Raw genomic sequence first — 25,483 nt, forward strand, 5'->3', positions numbered from 1 at the left:
AGCCTTATTTCTCCGATAAATCATAAGTTAGACATAGCCTCATTTCTTAAAAACTCTGCAAATATACAAACTTTATCGATATGATACAATAAAAAAAGCTACCTTATTCAGGTAGCCTCTTTCTAAATAACTTTAAACTATAATAATATGATTAACCCAATTCAGAAGAATTATTTATAAAAAGTTGGTCTACAAGGACTCGAACCTTGAATAACAGAACCAAAATCTGCTGTGTTACCATTACACCATAGACCATCTCTCAATTGCGGTGCAAAGGTACAACTTTTTTTGAAACCTGCAATAGGTTGAGTGAAAAAAAATAAAAAAATTTTTTCTCTCTATTTTATTAGGTAGATCAGATAAAAATGTGTAACTTCGCTCCGTTTTTCTAAAAAGATAAAAATGAACTTACAAAAGGACTTTCATAAGTATAATCTGATCATAGGCTGGGGGGTATTCTTCATAGCCTTACTTACCTATGGGCTTTCGGTAGAGCCTACCGTAAGTTTCTGGGACTGTGGAGAATACATAGCAACCTCGGCTAAGTTGGAAGTGGGACACCCCCCTGGAGCCCCTTTTTTCCAGATGGTGGGGGCTTTCTTTGCCTCTTTCTCACCTTCGCCTGAGAAGACTGCCCTTTTTGTGAATTTCATCTCGGTGTTCTCCAGCGCCTTTACCATATTATTCCTATATTTTATCATTGTCAATTTCGCCAAAAAGATTGCTCTTTCACAGAAGGAGACCCTTTCCAATGGACAGGTAATTGCTTTGTATGGCAGTGGGGTAGTGGGCGCTTTGGCTTATACCTTCTCCGATAGCTTTTGGTTCAATGCTACCGAAGCGGAGGTGTATGCTATGGCGATGCTTTTCATGTCGGCCATGTTCTGGTTAGGGCTTAAATGGACAGATAACCTTGATTCCCCACGAGGAGATAAGTGGTTGTTGCTCATTGCCCTTGTAGTGGGACTCTCCTTTGGGGTACACTTTATGGCATTGCTTACCATTCCAGCCATAGGGATGCTCTATTTCTTCCAATCCCATTTTAAGAAGAATGTCAGGAACTTTATCTTGGCCAATGTGATTTCTATTTCCATATTGCTCTTGATTTTCAAGCTGATACTACCTTATACCTTGGCCTTGTTTGGTCATACGGAGGTGTATTTTGTCAATCAGTTGGGCTTGCCATTCAATTCGGGTACTATCTTTACAGGCGTGTGGATTATAGGAGCTTTTGCTTTTACCCTATGGAAAGCGCAAAAACACCAAAAGCGCTTGTTACAAACCGCAACCCTCTGTTTGCTCTTTGTTTTTGTAGGCTTTTCCTCTTGGCTGATGATCCCCATACGAGCCAATGCAGGTACAGTCATCAATGAGAACAGCCCTACCGATGCACGCTTGCTTTTGGCTTACTACAACTTGGAGCAATACCAAAAGACGTATCTTTTCAAAGGGCCTATGTACTCAGACAGCTTTGCCATTCCTGAAGGTTATATAGATGAAAAGCCTAAGTATGAGCGCGATTACAAGGCACACAAATATATTATAGTAAATAACTACAAAGATGCTTTGGATGCGCCACACCCCGACCATATAGGGCTATTGCCCCGTATGTGGAGTGGAGAGCATGCGGCCAACTATATGAGCCTGACCAGTCCGCTAAAGTATAGAATCAGCCCTGAATATATAGGAAATGAAAAGGTAGAACAACTCAGCCGACAACTTCAGGCGGTCCTATATGCAGGAGATTATGAGCAATATGCGCAGCTGCTTCGTCGCTATCAGGGGGTATTTATTGTAGAGAAACCATCTTTTTGGGACAATCTGAGTTTTATGTTCTCCTACCAGTTTAATTATATGTATTTGCGCTATTTGTTATGGAACTTTGTGGGTCGTCAGGACGATATACAAGGGAAAATCAGCAATAATCATGGCAACTGGATTTCAGGAATTTCCTTTATAGATGAGTGGCATACAGGCTATCCGCAGGATCACCTCCCTTCCGATGCCCTAAATAACCGTGGGCGTAATACCTATTTCTTTTTGCCGCTGCTACTGGGCTTGGTAGGCTTGTTCTTCCAGTTTTCTTCCAACAAAAGGCAGTGGTGGGTGGTCTTTGTGCTTTTCCTCTTTACAGGTTTGGCGCTAAAGGTGTATCTCAATGAGCGACCTTTTGAGCCACGTGAGCGAGATTATGCCTTGGTAGGTTCGTTCTTTACCTTTGCTATTTGGATAGGTATGGGGGTATATGCCCTTTATTCCCTATTGGAAGAGAAAATATCCTTCAAGGGTATGGCACCTGCGGTAGTATCGCTCTGCTTGCTTGTGGTTCCTGCGCGTATGCTGGCAGAGAACTGGGACGACCATGACCGCTCCAACCGCTATACAGCACGAGCCTTGGGTAAGAGTTATTTGGATTCCGTTTCTAAGGACAACGGGGCAATGATCTTCTCCATAGGGGACAATGATACCTTTGGAATGTGGTATATGCAGGAGGTGGAGCATTATCGCACCGATGTGAGGGTGATTAACACTTCCCTTTTGGGAACCGATTGGTATATAGACCAGATGAAGCACAAGGCTTATACCAGTGAGCCTATTCCGTCCCAGCTGGTACATAGACAATATGCCTATGGAGTGCGGGATGTAATCTATTTTGATCAGAGAACCGACAAGATATGGCCTATAGCGGACTTTATGGCCTGGGTGGGAAGTGATGATCCTAAGACAAAGAAGGTTGTTGATCGCAATGGTGAGGCGCCTGACCTTGTCTATGCCAGCTATCCGACCAATAGAATCCGTATTCCTGTCAATAAAGAAAATGTTCTTAAGAGTGGTATCGTAAAACCTGAAGATGCCGATAAGATTGTGGATTATATAGACATCAAGCTCCCTTCGGTAGGTATGGGTAAGAACCGCCTGATGATGCTTGATATTTTGGCCAATAACGATTGGAAGCGTCCGATCTACTTTACAGGGGGTAGCTATAGTGATGAGGAATATATATGGATGCGCGATTACTTACAGCTCGATGGTATGGCCTACAAATTGGTGCCTATCAAGACCCCTATTGATAAGGACAACCCTTATGATATGGGACGTATAGATGCCGACCTGATGTATAAGATCGTAAAGAGCTTTGACTGGGGCAATATGGACGATCCGAATATATACCATGACCCTGAAACCCGCCGTAACAGTATCGTCTTCCGTGGCAATCTTGCGCGCCTTACAGAGACCCTTTTGGCAGAAGACAAACAAGACAAGGCTAAGGATATTATAGATATAGCTACCACGCGTATTCCTGTGGGTAACTTAGGGTATTACTTTACCTTAGAGCCATTTATATCAGGCTATTATGCGGTGAAAGAGCCAGAGAAAGCCCGCAAGCTATTCCTTGAAGTAGCCAAGAAATACCAAGAAAAGATTGAGTACTATCTTACTTTCTCAGAAATCAACTTTATCAGGCTTTCTGATGAGATAGCTTATGATCTAAGGCGCTATCAGGCACTGCTCATTCCTATTATGGAAGATGAGGCTTTCTATAAGAAGGAATCGGCTACCTATAAGAAGTATATCAACCGCTTGAAGGAACTGGGCAGGTCTTATGGTTTTGCTACCGATGAAGAGGAAGCCTCAGAGCAGCCCAAAGAAGAACCACAAGCCGCCACTTCTGCTTCGGATACGGCTACTCAAGCAAAGTAGTGAGCCAAAGAGAAATAAGATTTTAAACAAAAGAGGCTTCTATTCAAAAAATAATTAGTACCTTTGCAGCGTAAAAGGTAAGCGAAAATAGCTCAGTTGGTAGAGCGCAACCTTCCCAAGGTTGAGGTCGCGGGTTCGAGACCCGTTTTTCGCTCTTTTTTAATTGTCATAGCTATATTTTTCGTTTGAAAGGTGTAGCTATTTTTTTATCATTATGCAATAAACATTCTTATTACTTGCTTTTTTATGTCTTGCTACTATATGCAAGTAACATACATCAGATGAATATAAACTTTTCCTTATTTTTGTTGTTTTTAGCTACCTCTTGTGCAGCTCCTAATGGTGCATATGTGTTCTATGATGAGCCTACGTATGCCGAGAAAGAAAGACGATTGCCTATTAATACAGAACAGGCAGCTACACTTTTTGCCCGAAACTATTTTGAACGACACCCATCTGCTGAGAAAGTAACCGCTTATATAGATGTGCTCTTTAGAAAAAAATATATTGTCTCCCCTGATGAGATACGTTATAGAGCTAAGTATGGTGGATATTTTTTAACTCCAGAGACTTATTGGGTACACGGAAAAACAGGAAAGCTCAAAAAGAACAAGCGATATATACTTTATCTTCCCAGAGTTCGTAGAGCAGGCAAGGTGGGTATATCACGTTCTCGGATAGATTCTTTTACAAAGACATACGTACGGGATTCCCTGCTTAACACACCTTAGCATCATGGGGGATAAGATTTTAAGGAAAGGAAGTCTTTTATCTCAAAAATAATTAGTATCTTTGCCCCATAGAATAGTTAGGTTATGAATGATTTAGATATAAATTCGTCTGTTTTGGAGAAAACAAGGGGGTATGATGAGGATAATGACCTGAATGAAAGCCAGTTAGAATCACTTTATGCCCAAGAAGAAGAATGGAGAGAGCGGATGAAACACACTGATTTAGAAGCTCTTTTTGAACGACTTAATGAGCTTGTTCCCCAAGAGATAGAAATAGATGTGGAGGCTGCAAAGTTTGATTATCTTATGAAGAAATATTTGGCATAAAGATGAAGAGAATTTTTGTAGATACTAATGTGCTATTAGATCTCTTATTGAAGCGTAGAAATTTTAGTAAAGATGCAGAAGAATTATTTTATTATTGTAAAAAGAAAGGTATAACACCACATATATCATCTTTGTCAATAGCAACAATAAACTACATTTTGTCTAAAATTTTTTCTGAGAAAGAAGTAAGAGCGAAGTTGGAGATTATTTATCAATTAGTTTCTATTCTTCCTTTTAATAAAGAAATAGTTTTTTCAGCCCATCATTCTTCTTTCAAGGATTTAGAAGATGCTTTTCAGTATTTTACGGCTAAAAAGAATAATATTCCTGTTATAATTACGAGAAATCAGAAAGATTTTTTGGTAGATGATATTTCAATAGTAGATATCAAAGAGTTTTTCAATACCTTGGCAAAATAATTATTGATATTTAATGAACTCACTTAATATTACTTCACAAACTCCCTTAAGTCGTACCTGCGAGGGCTACGAGGTAATATTCTTTTTAATATACAATAGCTATATTTTTCGTTTGAAAAATGTAGCTATTTTTTCAAATAAAAAGCAGCAATCTATATAAAAATGCCAAAAAGAAACGACCTACATTGTGTTCTGCTTATAGGGTCAGGACCTATTATCATCGGGCAAGCCTGTGAGTTCGACTACTCAGGCTCGCAATCGTTGCGCTCTTTGCGCGAAGACGGTATCAAAACCGTACTGATCAACTCCAACCCTGCTACGATTATGACCGACCCTTCCATGGCGGATGTGGTCTATCTCAAACCCCTTACCACTAAATCATTGGTGGAAATCCTCAAGGCTCACCCCGAAATAGATGCCGTACTGCCTACTATGGGCGGACAGACTGCTCTTAACCTCTGTATAGAAGCAGATGAAAAAGGTATCTGGAAGGACTTCGGAGTGGAAATCATTGGGGTGGATATTGATGCGATCCAAATCACCGAAGACCGTGAGAAATTCCGCGTGTTACTCGACGAGATAGGCATCCCAATGGCGCCTTCGGAAACGGCTATGTCCTTCCTCAAAGGGAAAGAAATTGCCCAACGCTTTGGTTTTCCGCTTGTAATACGTCCGTCCTTTACCTTGGGCGGTACGGGCGCCTCTATCGTCTATAAGAAAGAGGACTTTGACATGCTCCTTAATCGCGGTTTGGAGGCCTCACCTATCCACGAGGTGCTTATTGATAAGGCACTTTTGGGCTGGAAGGAATACGAATTGGAACTGCTGCGCGATAGGAATGACAATGTAGCTATTATCTGTACCATTGAAAACATGGATCCGATGGGTATCCATACGGGTGACTCTATTACGGTAGCTCCTGCGATGACCCTTTCCGATCGCACTTTCCAGCGTATGCGTGATATGGCTATCAAGATGATGCGCAGCATAGGTGATTTTGCAGGTGGTTGCAACGTACAGTTTGCCGTATCTCCCGATGAGAAAGAAGATATCATCGCTATTGAAATCAATCCACGTGTATCGCGTTCGTCCGCCTTGGCGTCTAAAGCTACAGGTTATCCTATTGCTAAGATTGCCACTAAGCTTGCTATTGGCTATCATTTGGACGAATTGCAAAACCAAATCACCAAATCCACTTCCGCTTTCTTTGAGCCTACGTTGGACTATGTGATTGTGAAGATACCACGTTGGAACTTTGATAAGTTTGAAGGCTCTGACCGTACTATTGGCCTACAAATGAAGTCAGTAGGGGAGGTCATGGGTATTGGTCGTTCGTTCCAAGAAGCCTTACAGAAAGCAACCCAATCACTCGAAATCAAGCGTAATGGTTTGGGAGCCGATGGCAAAGGGGAGAAGAATTACGAGCAAATCATTGAAAAACTCACTCACCCCAGTTGGGATAGGGTGTTTGTACTCTATGATGCGGTACAGCTGGGTATTCCGCTAAGCCGTATCCATGAAATCACCAAAATAGACATGTGGTTCCTCAAACAATACGAGGAACTCTGTGCCCTTGAAAAAGAAATATCCAACTATAAGATAGATACACTACCTAAGCAGCTTCTTTTTGAAGCTAAGCAGAAAGGCTTTGCTGACCGACAAATAGCCTATATGCTTGGTTGCTGGGAGAGTGAGGTACATAAGAAGCGAGAGGAGCTGAATATCCGCCGCGTATTCAAATTGGTGGATACTTGTGCGGCCGAGTTCAAGGCGCAAACCCCTTACTATTATTCTACCTTTGAAGCGCCTATCCGCAGCGCAGACGGCAAGGAATATGTAGCCAACGACAGTGTGGTTACTGACCGCAAGAAGGTGGTAGTACTCGGTTCAGGACCTAACCGTATAGGGCAAGGGATTGAGTTCGACTACTGCTGCGTACATGGGGTATTGGCAGCAGAAGAATGTGGTTATGAGACCATTATGATCAACTGTAACCCAGAGACGGTATCTACAGACTTTGATACGGCTGACAAGCTCTATTTTGAACCTGTATTCTGGGAGTATATCTATGATATTATCCAACACGAGAAGCCCGAAGGAGTGATCGTACAGCTCGGTGGACAAACCGCCTTGAAGTTGGCCGAGAAATTAGACAAATATGGTATCAAGATTATAGGTACCAGCTTCCAGTCGCTTGACTTGGCAGAAGACAGAGGAAGTTTCTCTACCTTGCTGAAAGAGAATAACATTCCTTACCCACGCTTTGGTGTAGCTGAAACAGCTGATGAGGCGCTGAAACTCTCAGACGAATTGGACTTCCCGCTACTGGTGCGTCCTTCCTACGTATTGGGCGGGCAGGGTATGAAGATTGTCATCAACAAGGAAGAGCTGGAAGCCCATGTGGTAGATCTTTTGCGTAAGATACCTAATAACAAGCTCCTACTTGACCACTATTTGGACGGCGCCATAGAGGCCGAAGCGGATGCGATATGTGATGGCGAAAATGTGTATATCATTGGTATTATGGAGCATATAGAGCCTTGTGGTATCCACTCAGGTGATAGTAACGCGACCTTACCGCCGTTCAACTTGGGTGAGTTCGTGATCCAACAGATCAAAGACCACACCCAGAAGATAGCCTTGGCACTCAACACCGTGGGGCTTATCAATGTACAGTTTGCCGTAAAAGATGATGTAGTGTATATCATAGAGGCCAATCCACGTGCTTCGCGTACAGTACCATTTATCTCCAAGGCCTACAAGGAGCCGTATGTGAACTACGCCACTAAGATCATGTTGGGCGAGAAGAAGCTCTCTGACTTCCATTTCCATCCGCACTTGGAGGGCTTTGCTATCAAGCAACCTGTGTTCTCGTTCAACAAATTCCCGAACGTAGATAAGAAGCTCGGCCCAGAGATGAAATCCACTGGTGAAAGTATCTTGTTTATAGACAGCCTCAAGGACGATGCTTTCTACGATATTTATACAAGGAGGAAGATGTACTTAAGTAAATAGTTGAAAGACTTACATATTGATAAAAATACTTTGCTAAAATCTTGACTTTGGCAAAGTATTTTTTGTATATTTGCGGAGGGATTTAGAATATGATTTGAAGATATAAAAATATAAGAGTAGTGAAATAGCCGAACTATGTGTTTTTTGGTTAGGAGAAATCCTATAGCCTTATATGAAAAACTATAAGGGAAATGTCATTTCATAGAGACAAATCGCAAGAATAGAAATAATTCTACTTTGAGCAAGTCCAGCTAAGATTAATATCTTAGACATGAGATAGATAATATTCATAATGTTAGGTTTAGTACGAATGTGCAAATATAGCATTAATATTTTTCTACCCAAATAGAAGACGGAGTGATATATTGATTGATTTTAATTGGTTAGTATATCGTATTAGCATACATAGTTCTATGAAGATAATGTTATCTTCTTAAAAAGCACGGCTCCGCATTTGGATTTCACTACTCTTTTTTTATAAAGAAAGCATGAAAAAAGCGAAGAAAGATTGGTTTAAGTTAAAAAAATACCCTCATATAGGAAAACCTATTTCTATTAGAGATAAAAAAAGGGTAATGTCTTATATACTTAGTCCTGAGAATATAACTAAACATTCATTCCTGCCTTTTATCCATAAAACCTCATTAGTCCGTAAGTTTCGTAAGGAATATAATGAGGAAGGGAATCCTATAAAGATGGAAGGGACTAATAAAATACAAAGAGTAAAAGGTCAGAAAAAAAGAGAGCTTTTCTACGCAAGTCATTTAGATTCTCTTATTTTTAGCTATTATTCGCATCAATTGTCTGATAAATATGAGCAGTTTATAAAAAAATATAAATTAAATGATGTTGTTTGTGCTTATAGGAGTATCCCAATTGATGAAAAGAACCCTAATAGCTCTAATAAATCTAATATTGAGATAGCAAATGATGTTTTTGATTTAATAAAGAGATATCCTAAGGATTTTTTCTATGTGATAGCTTTTGATATTACTAGTTTTTTTGATAACTTGGATCATAAAATATTAAGAGAGAAATGGGAAAAGGTTCTTTCTGTAGAGAAATTGCCTACAGATCATTTTAATGTGTATAGAAATATTACACGTTTCAGTTATGTAGATTTAGTGGACATCTTTAGTTTTTTTCAAGGTGAGATCCTGACACAAAAGATAACAGCTAAAGGAATAGAACAGCCAGTTAAAAGAAAGAAGATTAGTAGAATAAAATTCTTAAGGAATCAAAATGCAATAGCTTTCTGTGAAAAAAAGGAGTTTCTTAAGGTAAAACATAAATTAGTTCATCCTTTTAAAACTATTAAAAAAGGAGATCAGATTATACCAAGGACATTTGGAATTCCACAAGGTTCACCCATTAGTGCTACTTTAGCAAATATCTATTTAGTAGATTTTGACAAAGATATTAATAGTTACATTCAAAAAATAGCAGGCCATTATAAAAGGTATTCAGATGATATCATTGTTGTCTGTCCTAAAGAATATAAGGAAGAAGTGTGTCATCTTGTAATGGAAGAGATTGCAAGGTATAAATTAGAGATACAAGAGGCAAAAACTCAAGTATTTGAATTTAAGAGAGAGAAAGATAAATTGACATGTGCACAAGTTTTTGAGAATACGATTAATAGAAATAAGAATCTAACTTACTTAGGTTTTGAATTTGATGGAGAAAATATAAGATTAAAAAAATCAAGTCTTTCAGGATATTATAGAAAAATGAAAAGACACATAAGTAGGGCAAAATCTTATTCTTATAAGTATGAAGAACCGATTTTTAAAAGGCGGATTTTAAAAAAATTCTCTTATAAAGGGGCTAAAAGAAATAGGAAAGTAGTATGGAATGAGGTAGAAAAAAGACTGTATAAATATGATACATATAATTATGGGAACTATATAACTTATGCAAAGAAGGCTATAAGTAGGATGCCTGATAATAAGATTAGTAATCAAATAAAAAAACACTGGAAAAACATCAATAAATTACTTAAAAATTGCCAAAAACCTGCTTTAAAGAGAGTTCTTCACTAAGAATATTATATTTTGGACTTTCTAAAGCCGCAGGAACTGATGATCCTGAAGTGATGAATGATCTATATTGGAATCTGGATTAAACTAATTACCTACTATGAACTACCTTCACCTAACAGGTTATAAAACCTTTAAAAACATACAGTTAGATCTCTCTCCTATCAATATCCTTATTGGGGCTAATGGGAGTGGGAAGAGTAATTTTATATCGTTTTTTGAGTTGCTCAATAGGCTGTATAACCGTAGCCTAAGGGAATATATTGCGCTGAAAGGGGGAGAGGATAAGATGCTTTTCCGAGGAAAGAGAGACCAAGCAACTAACAATGTATAAGGGTGATGAGCTTATTTTTGCAGGAATGAGCAAAGGGAGCCTTACCCAAAACCTTATTCGCTATTTAAAACAATAAAAACCTATTCTTATGATAAAACCCATTCTATTCATCACGCTTATACTCATAGCCTTATGGCTTACGGGCTGTTGGGGGTATAAAGAAAAACCACTTACATAGGGATTGTCTTTTTGGTTTTTAATCGTATATTTGCAGAGGAAAACAAACCGCCACTTATTATATACATCGTCTTCCTATCAAAATAAGGTATTGCGGACAACAAAAGGGGAAGATGACTCCAAAAAAATCATTTATTTATTTGGGAAGAAAGATAAGACAGAGCTGTGGCTCACTCTAAGGAGCGTTTGCAAGGCTGAGGATACCGCCTTTCGCTCTTTGCAAGGCTCAATCAAGCTTTCCCACTCTTTAGAGGTCTTCTCTTTCTTATTTTTATCCGTGAAAATTATAGAGTTACGCTTAGTTGTATCACTTTCTCCGTAAAAATCTGTGGAATCTGTGGGAGGAAAAATATAATTTTGTTTACATCAAACACACATCATTTTACGAATCATCAATTGTATCTATATGTTTTACAAAGAATTAGAGGTAGCGCCTGGTTGTGTGGGGCTACTGTTTAAGAAGAATGTTTTCCAGAGGGAACTACCTGCGGGTATCTATAAGTTTAGTCCGTGGGAGAAAGTATATATCATATCTCTATCACAGAAGCTCAGAAGTGTAAAGGTCGTCAATCAGGAGGTACTCACGGCTGATAATATTGCTTTGCGTTTTTCGTTTTACTTGCTTTACAAATTGGACAATGCCAAGCTATTCACCGATAATTTTGGTGTAGAAGAGAGTAATTTTTCGGTAGCTGAACAACAAATAGCGGCGGCTGCACAAGTGTTGCTACGCCAGAAGATATCAGCCTTTACCAGTGAAAAGCTAAACGAATGCCGAAATGATATCACTGACTTCAAGGAAGCCGATTTTTGCAATGAAGTAGGGGCTTTGGGACTCAAGATCATAAAGGCACAGCTGATAGATATTACTTTCCCCAAGAGTGTGCAAGATCTTTTCTCACGTGTTTTGGAAAGTAAAATACGTGCTACTTCCGAACTTGAAAATGCACGTACCGCTGTGGCTACCGCCAGAGCACTCAAGAATGCTTCGGAACTGATGAAAGGCGATGAGAATATCAAGTTCTTCCAATACTTAGAGACGATCACCAAGATAGCCGACAAGGGCAAACATACCTTTGTAATAGGGGAAGTGCCCATGACGAAAGTATAGAAACCTATAAACTTAAAAACTATGTATAAATCACTATTTTTTGTAGCTTTTATAGGGCTTGTGGTAGCCTGCGAAAAATCAGGAGACAACAATGGCTCCACTACACAGACACCTACTCCTCCAGTTGTGCCTCCCTCTCCGCCCGTGGTTCCTCCGCCTGCTCCCACTCAAAAACCAGCGGCTTACGATTGGGATTTCTACTTGGAACCCTCTCGCCTTAGTGTGGTAAAGAACGAACGCAATGCGGAACTTAAAAAGCTCTATTACCAAGTATATGGTACGCCTTGTGGAGGTTGGTATGATGGAGTTAGCCCTATCAAAGAGAAGAATGAAGGCTGGCTGAAAAACTTTGTAGAGGGGGCGGAAAAGGCACAAAAGACGCCTATTGTCGTGCTTTATGGGATTCCTAATCGCGATTGTGGTTCTTTCTCTAAAGGAGGACACCCTACCGCTGTCTCCTATAAGGCTTGGATAGATAGAGTGAGTACAATCATTGGGCAACGTCGTGCTGTGGTGATCGTAGAGCCTGATGCCATTAATTATTGCGGACATAAAAAGGGTACCCAGGCCTATAATGAGCGTGCTGAATTGCTCTCTTATGTGGGGCAAACCTTACAGAAAAACAATCCCAATGTAGTTACCTATATCCATGCAGGCAATGCAGTACTGACGACAAATCACCCCGAAGCGATTGCCCAAGCGATTATAGACGGAGGCTTACAATATATGCGTGGTTTTGCCCTAAATGTATCAGGGTTGGGAGGAACGCTTGAGGAACAGGAAGGAGCGGAGAAGTTTGTCGCTTACTTGGCAGGCAAAGGATTTAAGGACATGCACTATGTCATAGATACAGGGCGCAGTGGCATCAACCGACCTAAGCACCAGAATGCAAATGCACCCTATAACTCTTGTAACAACTTCAATGCCGCTTTAGGGCCACGCAGTACTACCCGAACTACAGGCGCTCATGCTGATGCTTATCTGTGGATCAACGGAGGCGGCGGCTCTGATGGGGAATGCCATATGGGAGCACCTGCGGCAGGACAACCTTATCCTGAATATACAAAGCACTTGGTTGAAAATGCTATAAGAGTGGGGAGTATAGAGATTATGGAAGTACCAGAGTCTCTTAAGTAAATCTATTAGGATATAATAATCATTTATCACACACAGATGAGCTGTAAGTTGCTGAAGGATTTTAGGCTATTTTACCTTATGGGTGTGCTATTGTCCGTGTTGATTGTCTTTTTTATAGGATTTTTTCTTTATGGAGAAGAGGAACTTACTCGTGCTCCTATGCGTTTTCCTATAGTATGGGGTATTTGTTATGCTTATCAGGAGTTATTTTACCTTGTACAGAGATATATGTCGTCTTTTTATATCAGTGCGGCTCTTTCTATAGCATTGTTATCGCTTCCTATAGGTGTTTTATTGGCAATACCTATTAATTTTATTTTGTGTAAGATCGGTTTAGAGAAAAAATAAAACTATCTTGAGGTTAAGTCAAGATAGTTTTTTTAAAAGTGGTCTCACCAAGAATCGAACTTGGATCAAAAGTTTAGGAAACTTCTATTCTATCCGTTGAACTATGAGACCCCTCAATTATGAGGTTGCAAAGATACGAAAAACAATTGTTAATTGTTAATTGTTAGTTGTTAATTATTAATGATTGATTGTTAATTGTTTAGGGGGGTAGTGGTTAGTGGTTAGACTGACCACTGACTACTCCCTCTTGCCTACGGCTCTGCGGATTTCTCCTATCCAAAGCACTATGCTGGTGGCTGCAATGATGATTGCCCAATCCACTAATTTGAGAGGAGTAACACTGAACATCTCTCCCCCAAAAGAGGTGATGAAAATCTGGCCTAAGATAATGGCTACAGCTATCATCAAGAAACCTTGGCACTTGCCTATGCTATGGAAAGTACTCTTTCCAGTACGGTAGGCCTTGGCATTGAACATATTCCAGAACTGCAACAGTACGAAAATGGAAAAGAACAACGAAAGTTCATAAGGAGATAGGCTTCCCTTAGGTGCTCCAAAATGGAAGAAATGACTGAAGTAATCCCCTAAAGAGAATTGTGCAAGGGTGGTAATATCTTCATTCTTAAAGTATTGGATAAAACCAAAGAGCAAGAGTACAAAGAACCCTCCTACCCCAAAAATTCCTTTGGCCATAGGGCGGCTAATTATATTTGCCTTGCGAGGACGTGGCTTGTCATGCATTACGCTATGGCTCGGTGGCAAGGAAGCCAAGGCCAAGGCAGCAAAAGTATCCATGATAAGATTCACCCATAGCATTTGAGTTACGGTCAAGGGTGATTCTACCCCTAAGAAAGCCCCAATAAGTACAATGATACAAGCGGCTACGTTGATCGTCATCTGGAAGAGGATAAAGCGCTGAATGTTCAGGTAGAGCGAACGCCCCCACATGACCGCCTTTCCTATACTACTGAAGGAGTTGTCCAAGATGGTAATATCGCTGGCTTCCTTGGCTACAGAGGTACCATCACCCATGGAAAGGCCTACCTGAGCCGCCTTAAGCGCAGGGGCATCGTTGGTACCATCGCCTGTTACAGCTACTACTTCGCCCTTCTGCTGGAGCAGATTCACCAAACGAGCCTTATCGAGCGGACGTGCACGAGAAATTACCCTAAGGTCACCTACACGTTCCAATAGGTCGGCATCGCTCATAGCGGCAAACTCAGCCCCAGTGATATGGTTACGGTCGGTACAGCTCTCGTCCCATAGACGTATCTGTCGGGCAATCTCCTTGGCGGTGCCAGGGGTATCACCTGTTACAATCTTCACCTGAATACCCGCCTGCATACATTCCTCAATAGCCGTAGGTACATCGGGGCGGACAGGGTCAGAAATAGCAGTAATACCGATGAACTGTAGGTCTTTGACTACCAATTTGCCATTTTCAGAGATAATAGCTTTAGGATCGTCTATTTCCTTGTAAGCAAAACCAATGGTACGCATGGCTTGGTTTTGGTATTGGAGTAGCTTCGCCTCAAAATCGGCTTGGGAGATAGTGGAATTTAGTTTTCCACTAGACTGACAGAAAGTCATTACAATCTCAGGTGCTCCTTTTACGTATAGGATATTCTTTTTCAAGTTAGGCGAATAGATGAGGGTCGCCATATATTTGCGTTCGGTGGAGAAGGTAAGTTGTTGTAATACTTCACTTTCCTCGCGAATAGGTAGGTAATTGGTACCCTTGCTATAGAGCCAGAGCAGGAGCGCCCCTTCGGTAGGATTGCCCAACACACTGGGTTTGTCCTTATCGGAGAAGTCAAGGTAAGCAGTGGAGTTGACCGCCATAGACTCTGCGATGAGTCGGTCGGCTAAGGAACTATCTGCCAACTGGTTAAAGTATGTTTCGTAGATAGTCATTTGGTTTTGGGTAAGCGTACCTGTTTTGTCGGTACAAATCACCGTGGTAGCCCCCATGGTCTCACAAGCATGCAGCTTACGTACGAGGTTGTTGGTAGCCATCATACTACGCATACTATAGGCCAAGCTTAGGGTGACACTCATAGGCAACCCTTCGGGAACGGCAACCACTACCACTGTAATGGCAATCATTACTGTATTAAGCAGATAACCCCCGAAAGATACCCAGTCAAGATTGTCTAAGTTTTGGGTCGGATCGGCAAAATAAACAATCAATCGCCCGACAATCACAAGGGCAGCAATCCCATAGCTTACTTTGGTAATCAGGTCAGCCAGATTGTCTAACTGCTCATTGAGAGGGGTCTTAATAGAATCATCAATCTGTACGCCCTCAAACACTTTGCCGTATTCAGTAGCATCACCCACTTTCTTTACCTCAAAGATACCATGTCCGTCGGCTACGGAAGTGCCTCGGCATACATAGTTGGTAGGGTAGGTAGCCTCCGCCTCGAAGTCCTCAGGGTTGGTACTCTTGTGTACGAGGGGCTCCCCTGTAAGGGTAGATTCGTTCAGGTGTAGGGATACCGCCTCAAGCAGCTCCCCGTCGGCAGGCACTTCCTCACCTGTCTCAATAATCACAATATCCCCTACGACAATATCCTTCTTTAGCACTTGGGTAATACGCTCATTGCGGATGACCTTGTAGTAAATATCATCATTGACCTGATTGAGGATTTCAAATTGTTTGTTAGCTTTTTGCTCAAAGTAGAAAGCGACACCAGTGGCCAAGAGGATTGCAAAGAGGATACCCACAGGTTCCAAGAAAGCGTGGATACCAGTATCATGTACCGTATATTCGTAGAAAGAAACGCCAAAAGAAAAGACCAAAGCTACCAATAAGATGATGATAATAGGGTCGGTAAATTTCTCTAAGAACTGTTTCCAGAGTGGTTCGCCCTCCACAGCAGTGAAGGTGTTTTCGCCATATTTTTGGCGACTTTCAACAACTTGGGCATCTGTAAGCCCTTTGTAGTGATGTTTTTCAGACATAAATACATATCATTTACAAGGGGCAAAAATACTATTTTTATCTGAATTAAGAGAGGTTTTGGGATTTATATTTTTCCCATGTTAAGAAGTTTTGTCGGCAATAGGTAGAAAATCACTTTGCCATGATTTCTAAGAACTGTTGGGGAGAGAGTATAGAGAGCTCATCTACTTTAATCATCATCACCCCTCCAGTGTCCATGACTAGATTCACTATGATGACTCTCAGAAGTATTGTTCTGGTTATAGTCAATAAATTTTTTGATAGAAATCCCTGTGGCAGCTACAGAAGCCAGTAGAGAAAGAATAAGTATTCCCTTGGCTAAGCCATAGATAAAAGCAAAATATAGCCCTACTCCCGATAATAAAATGACTACAGCCCCTCCTACAAAAGCTATTTCTCCTAAGAAAGGCAATAGAGAGGCTACAAAAACAAATAAAGCTAATATCCCTACGATAACCCCTAAGAGCGCTACAAGGGTTTTCTTCGTACCTTGAGCACGAGAAGGGGTAAGCTGTTTTTCCACGTATTTGTTGAAGTCTATACCTTTCTCCTGCGCATAGAGCTGTGCTTTCTGGAAAATAATAGGATCTATGTCAATAGTATACTGCATATCTGTAAATATTTGTGGGGCAAATATACAACTTTTTTAGGAGATATAATAGCAAATAATTCTTATTTCACTTCAGACTCACTGCGAATGCCTTTTTCATCTATTCGGCAACACCATTTCACATGGGGATAGTGTCCTGTTTTGTTTGCTGTTACATAGCCACTGGCAACGAGGTCATCACGGTTACCCTTGTCGTCTCCGTCGTCCGTATAGATATCTACTTTCAATCCTTCGTATAAGGGTATAGGCTCTCCGCATACATTTTCTCGCTCATCTTTTTGAGAAAACAATACTAAATCATGCGTCATTAGTTCGTTGAAATCTACAGGAAAGAGCAGGCGAGTGTCTGTCTTTTCCCATAAGTCCTTTACAAAGGTATAAGCTACTTCATTCTCAGGTTTTATCTGTTGGAGTGTAGTGGGCAGGTACCAGCCACGACCGCCTATTTTTAGGTTGTCATAGTTGGCAAGGGGCTTTACCCGACAGCCATGGGTAAACCAGTGCAAGGGGTGCTTTTCATAATCCCGCAACAAGCGAGGTGTATCCTCCACTGCTGCTAAGGCTACTACTTGCGCCCCATAGCGTACCAATACCAAATCACCTACAAGGAGTTTGCCAAAGGTTTGTATGACCTTGCCAGAGCAACCTATATAGCCTGTGGCGACGATATGGCGGGTGTCTTTGGCTGTCCAAGTAGTAGCCCCAGTGGGGTGTAGTTGCATATGCCAGAGATTCATAAGGTGGTTTTTGGGCAAATGTAAGAAAAAATTCTAACTTTTCTATATTTTTATTTGGCAAGTTCAAAAAAAAGTGTTATTTTTGCAGGTGGATAATGTTAAGTTTATATGATTACTAAAGTTAGAATTGATGAAATAAGAAATGAAGTAGAATGATGTTTGTTAATATTTTTGGAACTCTTAGTGACAAAGATATCCTTATTTGTTTATAGGAAATAATTTTTTCATAATGATTCTCTATAAAAAAACGAATAAATTTTGAAAATAAAATTATCTTTATTTCTTAACTTTGAGCTTAATTGTAAAATATTTTTTCACTTTTTCTATAATGTGTTTAATATAAGTTTTTATACCTCGAAATAGTTTCTTTATTCAATAATAATTAGTGTATCATGTAAAAGAATAAAAATATGTTGTAGGAAATTGATTTTAAATTGATTAGAAAGATTGTATAACAGATTTATTTTTTATTGTTGAGAGACTTTATTCTCTGATAAAAGAGTTACAAGTTCTACTTGTGATAGGCATGAATTGTAAGTTTGTGTCAAATAAATAATGATTATACAAAGACTACAAAATTTAACGAGACACAAATGTAAATAATTATGTTTTTATTAATCAAGCTCTTATGAAGCTTGTAGAACTGAAGTATCAACAGAGTATATGAAGCCATTAAATCCTAATAAAGCAAATCTTTTACTCCTTTTTACAAGAGACCCATTTGTTAAACTTGTAAACAAGGAGTTGGAATATTATTCTTCTGAAGACGATTTTCTGATAGGTTTTGTTTCTTTAGACAAAGAGGATCAAACATTTCATGCTATGCTATTCGACCGAGATTCAAGAAACAAATATTGTCTTGTTTCTATGAATTTGGATCTTAATTCAATAGAGGATGCAAGAAATGCTCTAAAGGATATGATGATTACATATGTGCGGAATGATGAAGCTCTGAAGAAAGAGCTTCCGACAAATGACTTCTTCTCTCCAATCGTAAAATCTGAACAACAACATCCATACTTTACAATGCTATTGGATAAGGATGGATTCTTTACTGCAGCTAAATCTGTCATTGAAGAGTTGTCTTTTCATTATCAGGATAGAGATGGTAATTTTGTTGATCAATTCCAATCAAAAAATGGTTTTGATGCACGAATTTGGGAATTGTATTTATGGTGCTATTTTGGGGAAGAGAACTTTTATTTCAACTATGATTATACAGCTCCAGACTTTTTGATAGAGAAAATGGGGCATGAGATTGCAATAGAGGCAGTTCATATCAATCGCAAACAAGGATTAGACGAACCTGCAAATATTCCGACAGTTGAAGAAATTTTCAAGAAAATGGAGAATGAGATTCCATTAATGTATGGTTCTCCTCTATATTCAAAGTTAAACCACACATATAAAGAGCAACCATATTGGGAGCTTCCACATGTAAAGGGCAAGCCATTGGTCTATGCCATTGCCGATTTTCATGCAGATATGTCTATGACTTGGTCTTTTCCAGGCATTGTAAGTATCTTATATGGTATTGAACAGAAAGCAATCCATCATCATGACGGTACAATATCATTGGAAAACGAATCTGGTATCACATTTCAGAAAAGGGAAAGTAGCATAAAACCACTTTTTCTTGATAACAAATTCAAACATGTGAGTGCTATATTGTTCTCTCCTTGTGGTACTTTGCCAAAATTCAACAGAATGGGAATACAAGCCGGCTATGGGAACAATAACAACAAGGTATATCAAATAAAGATCTGCTATAATTCAAATCCAAATGCAATTTTACCAAATGTGATTGGTAAGGTAGTGAATGAGGGGTGCAGGGAGACATGGGCAGATGGCATTCAGATATTTCATAACCCATTTGCTGAGATACCATTAAATCCAAACCTTTTTCCTCGAGCTGGACATCATTTCTACAAAGATGGACTTCTTGAAAGTTCAGTTCCCAATGACCATACCATTTCAACGATGACATACAATATCAAAAATTTTCCAATTGATCCACCTTCATTTAATATGCATTCATCAGAAGAATATGATAAAGTCATAAAAAAATCGAGGCTGTAACTAATAAGTACACATTTGATGAAATAGTATGATACAGTTTCCCAGTAAATCCAAACCCTATTAAGCAATAAAGAAATGATTACTATAGAGAAAATTAAGCTACACAATTTCAAGAGATTCAAAGATCTGGTTTTTAATGTTAATCCCGATATTAATATTTTTATTGGTGATAATGAATCTGGAAAGAGTACAATTCTACAAGCGATAGATATAGTTGCTCGAGGAAGTAGAACACGTATTGAGAATATTGGTCTCGACAAACTTTTCAACATTGAGACTATCCGTGAATATATGAACGGGGATCGAGATTTGAACAAGATGCCAGAGATGTATGTGGAACTGTACTTTCCTAATCAACCAGATCCCTCATTAGAAGGGATGAACAATAGTGCAAGAAACCTATGTTCAGGTATAAGATTGTCTTGTGTTCCCAATGATGAATATAGTGAGCAGATTGCACAATTGCTACAAAACCCTAATGCTTCTTTTCCTTTGGAATTTTATAAAATTGTATTTGAAACTTTTGCTGGTGAATCATTCAATGCTTATACTAAGAAGCTAAGTTGTATTTTTGTTGACAACTCTACAATAGGTAGTCCTCGTGCTATGCGTGACTATGTGAATGATATTTATCATGCACAGCTAACTGATGAGCAACGTATAAATGCAAGATATGCTTACAAGGATAATAAAGTTCAATTTCAGAATCAAATATTGGCTCAATATAATGCTTTGATACCACCTTATAGTTTTGCAATAAGGGAATCTGCTGACGATAATATAGAAACTGATATTACACTTTTAGAGAATGATATTCCATTAGAAAATAAGGGAACTGGGACTCAATGCTTTATAAAAACAGAACTTTCTATAAATAGGGCAGTTAATAGTATTGATGCAGTATTGATTGAAGAACCAGAAAATCATTTGAGCTATACAAAGATGCTACAACTCATTGAACTTATAAGAGGATCTCAAAATCGACAACTCTTTATATCTACTCATTGTGACCTTATTGCTACAAGATTAAACCTGAAAAAAAGTCTGCTTTTTAATAGTTTATCTACCAATGTTGTTAGTTTGGGGGCTTTACCTGATGATACCGCTGATTTTTTCATAAAAGCTCCAGATAATAATATGCTACAATTTGTTTTATCTTCGAAATCTATCTTGGTAGAAGGAGATGCGGAGTTCATTTTAATGGAAGCTTTGTATAAAACAACGCTTGCTAAAGAACTTTCTTCAAGTGGAATAGGAGTTATTGCTGTTGATGGGAAATGCTTCAAAAGATATTTGGACGTAGCAAAATTATTGAATAATAAAGTAGCGGTAATAACCGACAATGATCATGATTATGCTGTTAATGTAACAAATAATTACTCGGATTACACCCAAAATCAGTTTCCAAATATTAAAATTTATTCAGATACAGATAACACAAGGAACACTTTCGAAGTGTGTATTTATCAAGAGAATCAAGCCATATGCGATAGCGAATTTCAAACTCCTGGACGTAGATTAGCCACCGTGGATTATATGCTTAAGAATAAGGCAGAAGCAGCATATTTGTTGCTGAAGAATAAAGCTGATACAATTGTTGTTCCTCAATATATACAAGATGCAATAAGATGGATAGACGCTTAATACTTGCAGTCGCAGGATCTGGGAAAACGACTTACTTAATAAATAAATTAAACTTGGAACGGCGTTTCTTGATAGTTACCTACACGGATAATAATTTAGCAAATATCCGCCAACGTATAATCAACACTTTTGGTTATGTACCTCAAAATATAACACTTATGTCATATTTCCAATTCTTAATACGTGTATGTTATCGCCCTTTTCTCAAGGATAAAGTTCGAGCAAAAGGTATCACGTGGCATATGCCAAACCAGAATACATTAAAAATAAAGCGAAATAATCCTTTATTTTACCTCACCAAAGGGTGGTATTTATATCATAATAGGATTGCCAAGTTGTGTTTGGAATGTTGTGTGAATTTGATTAAAGAACGTATAGAGAAATTTTATGATTACTTTATGGTTGATGAAATTCAAGACCTTGGTGGGCATGATTTCAATTTGATACAAGCCATTACTCCTACAACTATTGATTGTTTATTTGTTGGAGATTTCTACCAACATACTTTCGATACCAGCAACGATGGGAATGTTAATAAAGGGTTATATAATGACTACAAAAAATACAAGAAAATATGGTCTGCGATTGGAGTTACTATTGACGAGACTACGCTTTCCAACAGTTATAGATGTTCGCCTACAACCTGTCAACTTGTCACGCAACAATTACACATCCAAATTTCTTCTCATCGGCAAGATAATACAGAAATCATTTTAATAGATAATCAAGATGATGCAGATACCTTGTTTGTCGACAATGAAAAAATCAAATTGTTTTACAGAGAGGCTAATAAATACTCGTGCTATGCAGAGAATTGGGGAAAATCTAAAGGTATTGACAAGTTCCAAGATGTTTGTATTGTATTGAACCAAACTACCTTGAAAGGATACAATGACAATACATTGCACCAATTAAATCCGTCAACCCGAAATAAACTTTACGTTGCTTACACAAGATCTAAAGGGGATATTTACTTTATTCCACATGTATTCTTAGATAAATATAAGCAATAAATTTGTTCTTATTTTTATAGTTGCTTAAATTCAAGAAACAGAGATGCCTTATTTCTATTAAGAATTTATTTTTAGGAAACAAAAAAGGAGTTGCTTCAGAGACGGAAGTGTAGAGATTGTGTTTATGGGGCTAAGGGATACGCCCTAAACCCTCCACTTCACCAACATCTCCTTTACCTCCTCACTTATCCTCCTGCTTTCGCGGGCTTTTTGGATGGTTTTGTTTTGTACAAAGGGGGAGAGCGTTTGGCTCTGGATAAGGGGTAGGGTCGCTTCGTACTGCTTGGCCAAGGCAGTGGCCAAATACCAAGCAATCATCATATTGACATAATATTCGTCCGACTGGATATTGGCGACAAGGGAGAGCATTTCGCTCTCAAAGTAATCGTCTAAATAATTGGACAACAGCAGCCCTATGCCATAGCGAATGGTGTAGGGCTGTGGGCTTTTGAGCCACTGGAGGATATGGGTATAGGTCTCTTTGGGATGCTTTTGGAAGAGCTTAGGGGAAAAGGTATCACACACCGCCCAATTGTCTATATAGGGTAGAAAGGCTTCGGTATAGGTGATGGCCTTGTCAAAGGCTTTGACTTGTTCTATAAGAAAGCCATGTAATAGGTTTTCCTCATGGTAGTAGTGGGGGAGTGAGTTGATAAACAGCGTGACGGCTTCGGGCTGTTGCTTAGCGAGGTTCTTGGCCTCTTTGCGGAGTGCAGGCAGGCGCACCCCGATGATACGCTCACGGGAGAGGGTAGGGATGAGCTTATGGGTGAAATCACCATAGGGGACATCTTGCAAGGCAAATAGCAAGGAGGTAAAGGAGCTGTCTTGTGGCATGAAAGGACGGTTTGTTAGAGAAGACAAAGGTACAAAAAAATAACAGTTTTTCGTGGTAATTCTCTATTAATTTCGTACATTTGCCCTTTGATCAGTAGCCAGTAGTCAGAGGTCAGTAGTCAGCCCACAACCATTAACAATAAAGAAATGCCGCTAACCGAACAAGAATTACATAATTTAGCGATGAATATCGTAGGAGAGGCCTTGCAGGAGCTGGGTTGGGAGTTTCTGTTGGTCAATAGTGATCGCAAGAAGAACCCACAATTTGTCTGTATAGACCCCAAGGGACAGAAGAGTTTTATCATCGTACGCCCTATTTTGCAGGGGGACGATCCCGATGTGTATGACCCAGCCTTTATGGAAAAAGTACGCCGCAAGGCAGCGGAGCATAAGGCAGACACCTATTGGGCAGGGGTAGGACTCTATGATGTAGAGAACCCTTTGGCTCCATTGGAACAGGGCAAGTCCTACCAAGTTGATTTTAGAGGATTATTAAAGATTGAATAAATGAAATACCTATACATCTTATGTGCAGCGGTTCTCGCCGTTGCTTGTCAACAAGTATCCAAGGAAAACGTCTATTATATAAGGGGAGAGGCACAAGGCACTACCTATGGGATTACCTATATTGCTCACCAACCAGTGGAGAAAACGGCTGTGGATTCTATACTGCGGGTGATAGACCTATCCATGTCTACCTATATAGATAACTCCTTGATTAGTAAGATAAACAAAGGCGAACGCCTGCCTATAGATCCTCATTTTGAGAAAGTTATTTCAGCTTCTTTTGACATATATTGGCAGAGTAAAGGAGCCTTTGACCCCTCTATCGGACAGCTGATCAACGCTTGGGGCTTTGGCAAAAAGGAAAACCATACCCCTCCTACCCAAAAGCAAATAGATAGTTTGCTTGCCCTAACGGGTATGGACAAGGTACATATCAATGACACCCCCAAAGGTATTTTTATAAGAAAGGATAATCCTAATATACAGTTGAACTTCAATGCGATAGCGCAGGGGTATACCTCCGATGTGATTGCCGATTATTTCCTTTCCAAGCAGATCACCAACTTTATTGTAGAGGTAGGGGGCGAGCTAGTTATTCATGGGCGAAACACCCTCAAGGGCAAGTCTTGGACGATAGGCATAGACAATCCCTTGCAAAAGCCTGATGAAGATAGGGAGATCGTCGCTACGGTGGAGCTGACCGATTGTGGGTTGGCTACTTCGGGTAATTATCGCAAGCTCTGGACGGATTCCCTGACAGGGCAGAAATATGTACATACTATCAATCCTAAGACAGGTCGTCCACAACCTAGTAACCTATTGAGTGCCACAGTTGTAGCTCCTTCGGCTATGATGGCCGATGGCTATGCGACCACTCTTATGGCCTTGGGCGGGGTTGAGCCAGCTAAGGCATTTCTTAAAGCTCATAAGGAACTTAGGGCGGTATTGCTCTACTCCGATGAGGCGCATAAGGGACAGATACAAAAGTATGTAACAGAGAACTTTAAGGTAGAGTTTGAAGAGTAGGCATCTGCACATTAATTTTTTGACTTTTACCTTGTTTATTCCATTTTTATTATTATCTTTGCCCAGTGATAAATACTAATTTTTATGAGGAAAATACTAAGCATTATTGCCTTATTTGTAGCTGCGGTGGCTATGGGGCAAGTCAAAAAGCTTCATCTGCAAGCTAGCAATCTCCAGTGGGAGGCTAAAAAAGTAGTAGGAGCAGGTCATAAGGGTACTCTTACCTTTAGTTCAGGGGAATTTACCTATAAGAACAACGAACTCGTTGGTGGCTCTTTTGTGGTGGATATGAACACCTTAACTGTTACTGATGAGGATATGGACGCTAAGGGAAAAGCAAAATTGGAAGAACACCTTAAGTCCGACGATTTTTTTGCGGTTAAGAAATTTCCTACTGCTACCTTGAAGCTAAAGACAGTTACCAAGACCCAAGCAGGCTATAAGGCAGAAGGGGATCTTACCATCAAGGGAATCACCAATCCTGTAACCGTGGAACTACTTAGGACAGCTGCGGAGGGCTTTGCCTCCACGGTGGTAATCAACCGTACGCAGTATGACATCAAGTATGGTTCAGGTAGCTTTTTCTCCAACTTAGGAGATAAGGCCATTGAGGACAATTTCACGATTCATACCTTTGTGATGCCTTCCTTCTAATCTGTGTTTGTGAATTTTGTGTTTTTGTTAGAGAGACCTTTGGTGAAGCCTTTTTGCCAAAGGTTTTTTTA

At 39.6% G+C, this 25,483-nt stretch carries 19 protein-coding genes and 3 tRNA genes; 16 read left to right on the plus strand and 6 right to left on the minus strand.

Features of this window, described 5'->3' with window-relative positions:
* Nucleotides 1-184: 184 nt before the first annotated feature.
* Nucleotides 185-255, minus strand: a tRNA-Gln gene (locus tag HMPREF1154_RS08420).
* A 147-nt stretch (nucleotides 256-402) separates the two neighbouring features.
* Here HMPREF1154_RS08420 and HMPREF1154_RS08425 point away from each other — a divergent pair.
* The 10 genes from HMPREF1154_RS08425 (at nucleotide 403) to HMPREF1154_RS08470 (ending at nucleotide 12,992) form a co-directional block, all read left to right on the plus strand.
* The gene (locus HMPREF1154_RS08425; RefSeq protein WP_009642164.1) at nucleotides 403-3,702 is read left to right on the plus strand and encodes a glycosyltransferase family 117 protein; all 3,300 of its coding nucleotides are present in this window, start codon (nucleotides 403-405) and stop codon (nucleotides 3,700-3,702) included.
* Nucleotides 3,703-3,783: 81 nt separating this feature from the next.
* Nucleotides 3,784-3,856, plus strand: a tRNA-Gly gene (locus HMPREF1154_RS08430).
* A 127-nt stretch (nucleotides 3,857-3,983) separates the two neighbouring features.
* Nucleotides 3,984-4,433, plus strand: a complete 450-nt coding sequence (locus tag HMPREF1154_RS08435; protein WP_009642152.1) for a hypothetical protein — start codon at nucleotides 3,984-3,986, stop codon at nucleotides 4,431-4,433.
* 84 nt (nucleotides 4,434-4,517) lie between these two features.
* Nucleotides 4,518-4,760, plus strand: a complete 243-nt coding sequence (locus tag HMPREF1154_RS08440) for a hypothetical protein (RefSeq protein WP_009642198.1) — start codon at nucleotides 4,518-4,520, stop codon at nucleotides 4,758-4,760.
* A 2-nt stretch (nucleotides 4,761-4,762) separates the two neighbouring features.
* Nucleotides 4,763-5,179: a type II toxin-antitoxin system VapC family toxin gene (locus tag HMPREF1154_RS08445; RefSeq protein WP_034567187.1), complete on the plus strand. Its 417-nt coding sequence runs from the start codon at nucleotides 4,763-4,765 to the stop codon at nucleotides 5,177-5,179.
* A gap of 162 nt (nucleotides 5,180-5,341) precedes the next feature.
* Nucleotides 5,342-8,194 carry a carbamoyl-phosphate synthase large subunit gene (gene carB / locus HMPREF1154_RS08450; RefSeq protein ID WP_009642148.1) on the plus strand — a complete coding sequence of 951 codons (2,853 nt, stop codon included), beginning with the start codon at nucleotides 5,342-5,344 and terminating at the stop codon, nucleotides 8,192-8,194.
* Between the two features lie 488 nt (nucleotides 8,195-8,682).
* Nucleotides 8,683-10,236 (plus strand): reverse transcriptase domain-containing protein, encoded by a 1,554-nt coding sequence (locus HMPREF1154_RS08455; protein ID WP_009642194.1) that lies wholly within the window; start codon nucleotides 8,683-8,685, stop codon nucleotides 10,234-10,236.
* 97 nt (nucleotides 10,237-10,333) lie between these two features.
* Nucleotides 10,334-10,567, plus strand: coding sequence for an AAA family ATPase (locus HMPREF1154_RS08460; protein WP_009642177.1), 234 nt, complete (start codon nucleotides 10,334-10,336; stop codon nucleotides 10,565-10,567).
* 583 nt (nucleotides 10,568-11,150) lie between these two features.
* Nucleotides 11,151-11,855, plus strand: coding sequence for a slipin family protein (locus HMPREF1154_RS08465; protein ID WP_009642183.1), 705 nt, complete (start codon nucleotides 11,151-11,153; stop codon nucleotides 11,853-11,855).
* A gap of 21 nt (nucleotides 11,856-11,876) precedes the next feature.
* Nucleotides 11,877-12,992 carry a glycoside hydrolase family 6 protein gene (locus tag HMPREF1154_RS08470; RefSeq protein ID WP_009642150.1) on the plus strand — a complete coding sequence of 372 codons (1,116 nt, stop codon included), beginning with the start codon at nucleotides 11,877-11,879 and terminating at the stop codon, nucleotides 12,990-12,992.
* A 387-nt stretch (nucleotides 12,993-13,379) separates the two neighbouring features.
* Here the strand turns inward: HMPREF1154_RS08470 and HMPREF1154_RS08480 are convergent.
* From HMPREF1154_RS08480 to HMPREF1154_RS13185, 4 genes are all read right to left on the minus strand, one after another.
* Nucleotides 13,380-13,451, minus strand: a tRNA-Arg gene (locus tag HMPREF1154_RS08480).
* 126 nt (nucleotides 13,452-13,577) lie between these two features.
* Complete coding sequence (locus tag HMPREF1154_RS08485; RefSeq protein WP_009642158.1) at nucleotides 13,578-16,304, minus strand: calcium-translocating P-type ATPase, PMCA-type; 2,727 nt, start codon at nucleotides 16,302-16,304, stop codon at nucleotides 13,578-13,580.
* Nucleotides 16,305-16,474: 170 nt separating this feature from the next.
* Entirely contained in the window at nucleotides 16,475-16,915 is a 441-nt protein-coding gene (locus tag HMPREF1154_RS08490) for a hypothetical protein (protein WP_009642197.1), read from the minus strand.
* A gap of 62 nt (nucleotides 16,916-16,977) precedes the next feature.
* Nucleotides 16,978-17,652 (minus strand): hypothetical protein, encoded by a 675-nt coding sequence (locus tag HMPREF1154_RS13185; RefSeq protein ID WP_009642155.1) that lies wholly within the window; start codon nucleotides 17,650-17,652, stop codon nucleotides 16,978-16,980.
* A 663-nt stretch (nucleotides 17,653-18,315) separates the two neighbouring features.
* Between HMPREF1154_RS13185 and HMPREF1154_RS08500 the strand changes: the two genes are divergently transcribed.
* The 3 genes from HMPREF1154_RS08500 to HMPREF1154_RS08510 all read left to right on the plus strand — a co-directional run bounded on the left by HMPREF1154_RS08500 (nucleotide 18,316) and on the right by HMPREF1154_RS08510 (nucleotide 22,388).
* Nucleotides 18,316-19,731, plus strand: a complete 1,416-nt coding sequence (locus HMPREF1154_RS08500; RefSeq protein WP_009642174.1) for a hypothetical protein — start codon at nucleotides 18,316-18,318, stop codon at nucleotides 19,729-19,731.
* A 75-nt stretch (nucleotides 19,732-19,806) separates the two neighbouring features.
* Nucleotides 19,807-21,375: an ATP-dependent nuclease gene (locus HMPREF1154_RS08505; protein WP_009642204.1), complete on the plus strand. Its 1,569-nt coding sequence runs from the start codon at nucleotides 19,807-19,809 to the stop codon at nucleotides 21,373-21,375.
* A complete protein-coding gene (locus HMPREF1154_RS08510) occupies nucleotides 21,360-22,388 on the plus strand; it encodes an AAA family ATPase (protein WP_009642147.1) in 1,029 nt (342 codons plus the stop codon). The genes HMPREF1154_RS08505 and HMPREF1154_RS08510 overlap by 16 nt, the downstream gene beginning before the upstream one ends.
* 144 nt (nucleotides 22,389-22,532) lie before the next feature.
* Here the strand turns inward: HMPREF1154_RS08510 and HMPREF1154_RS08515 are convergent, their stop codons facing one another.
* On the minus strand, nucleotides 22,533-23,225 hold the full coding sequence (locus HMPREF1154_RS08515) for a DNA alkylation repair protein (RefSeq protein ID WP_009642203.1): 693 nt from the start codon (nucleotides 23,223-23,225) through the stop codon (nucleotides 22,533-22,535).
* A gap of 147 nt (nucleotides 23,226-23,372) precedes the next feature.
* Between HMPREF1154_RS08515 and HMPREF1154_RS08520 the strand changes: the two genes are divergently transcribed.
* The 3 genes from HMPREF1154_RS08520 (at nucleotide 23,373) to HMPREF1154_RS08530 (ending at nucleotide 25,412) form a co-directional block, all read left to right on the plus strand.
* Nucleotides 23,373-23,732: a hypothetical protein gene (locus tag HMPREF1154_RS08520; protein WP_009642188.1), complete on the plus strand. Its 360-nt coding sequence runs from the start codon at nucleotides 23,373-23,375 to the stop codon at nucleotides 23,730-23,732.
* Complete coding sequence (locus tag HMPREF1154_RS08525) at nucleotides 23,733-24,758, plus strand: FAD:protein FMN transferase (protein WP_009642196.1); 1,026 nt, start codon at nucleotides 23,733-23,735, stop codon at nucleotides 24,756-24,758.
* Nucleotides 24,759-24,842: 84 nt separating this feature from the next.
* Nucleotides 24,843-25,412: a YceI family protein gene (locus tag HMPREF1154_RS08530; RefSeq protein WP_009642173.1), complete on the plus strand. Its 570-nt coding sequence runs from the start codon at nucleotides 24,843-24,845 to the stop codon at nucleotides 25,410-25,412.
* The last annotated feature ends 71 nt before the right edge of the window (nucleotides 25,413-25,483 follow it).

The organism is Capnocytophaga sp. CM59, assembly GCF_000293175.1.
GTDB classification, from domain to species: domain Bacteria; phylum Bacteroidota; class Bacteroidia; order Flavobacteriales; family Flavobacteriaceae; genus Capnocytophaga; species Capnocytophaga granulosa.

Bases quoted from the DNA above. Each gene is read 5' to 3' on its own strand.
- HMPREF1154_RS08425 (WP_009642164.1), top strand. From the start codon at position 403: ATGAACTTACAAAAGGACTTTCATAAGTATAATCTGATCATAGGCTGG.
- HMPREF1154_RS08505 (WP_009642204.1), top strand. From the start codon at position 19,807: ATGATTACTATAGAGAAAATTAAGCTACACAATTTCAAGAGATTCAAA.
- HMPREF1154_RS08490 (WP_009642197.1), bottom strand. From the start codon at position 16,915: ATGCAGTATACTATTGACATAGATCCTATTATTTTCCAGAAAGCACAG.
- HMPREF1154_RS08520 (WP_009642188.1), top strand. From the start codon at position 23,373: ATGCCGCTAACCGAACAAGAATTACATAATTTAGCGATGAATATCGTA.
- HMPREF1154_RS08470 (WP_009642150.1), top strand. From the start codon at position 11,877: ATGTATAAATCACTATTTTTTGTAGCTTTTATAGGGCTTGTGGTAGCC.
- HMPREF1154_RS08530 (WP_009642173.1), top strand. From the start codon at position 24,843: ATGAGGAAAATACTAAGCATTATTGCCTTATTTGTAGCTGCGGTGGCT.
- HMPREF1154_RS08435 (WP_009642152.1), top strand. From the start codon at position 3,984: ATGAATATAAACTTTTCCTTATTTTTGTTGTTTTTAGCTACCTCTTGT.
- HMPREF1154_RS08515 (WP_009642203.1), bottom strand. From the start codon at position 23,225: ATGCCACAAGACAGCTCCTTTACCTCCTTGCTATTTGCCTTGCAAGAT.
- HMPREF1154_RS08485 (WP_009642158.1), bottom strand. From the start codon at position 16,304: ATGTCTGAAAAACATCACTACAAAGGGCTTACAGATGCCCAAGTTGTT.
- HMPREF1154_RS08445 (WP_034567187.1), top strand. From the start codon at position 4,763: ATGAAGAGAATTTTTGTAGATACTAATGTGCTATTAGATCTCTTATTG.
- HMPREF1154_RS08510 (WP_009642147.1), top strand. From the start codon at position 21,360: ATGGATAGACGCTTAATACTTGCAGTCGCAGGATCTGGGAAAACGACT.
- HMPREF1154_RS08525 (WP_009642196.1), top strand. From the start codon at position 23,733: ATGAAATACCTATACATCTTATGTGCAGCGGTTCTCGCCGTTGCTTGT.
- HMPREF1154_RS08500 (WP_009642174.1), top strand. From the start codon at position 18,316: ATGAAGCCATTAAATCCTAATAAAGCAAATCTTTTACTCCTTTTTACA.
- HMPREF1154_RS13185 (WP_009642155.1), bottom strand. From the start codon at position 17,652: ATGAATCTCTGGCATATGCAACTACACCCCACTGGGGCTACTACTTGG.
- HMPREF1154_RS08465 (WP_009642183.1), top strand. From the start codon at position 11,151: ATGTTTTACAAAGAATTAGAGGTAGCGCCTGGTTGTGTGGGGCTACTG.
- carB (WP_009642148.1), top strand. From the start codon at position 5,342: ATGCCAAAAAGAAACGACCTACATTGTGTTCTGCTTATAGGGTCAGGA.
- HMPREF1154_RS08440 (WP_009642198.1), top strand. From the start codon at position 4,518: ATGAATGATTTAGATATAAATTCGTCTGTTTTGGAGAAAACAAGGGGG.
- HMPREF1154_RS08460 (WP_009642177.1), top strand. From the start codon at position 10,334: ATGAACTACCTTCACCTAACAGGTTATAAAACCTTTAAAAACATACAG.
- HMPREF1154_RS08455 (WP_009642194.1), top strand. From the start codon at position 8,683: ATGAAAAAAGCGAAGAAAGATTGGTTTAAGTTAAAAAAATACCCTCAT.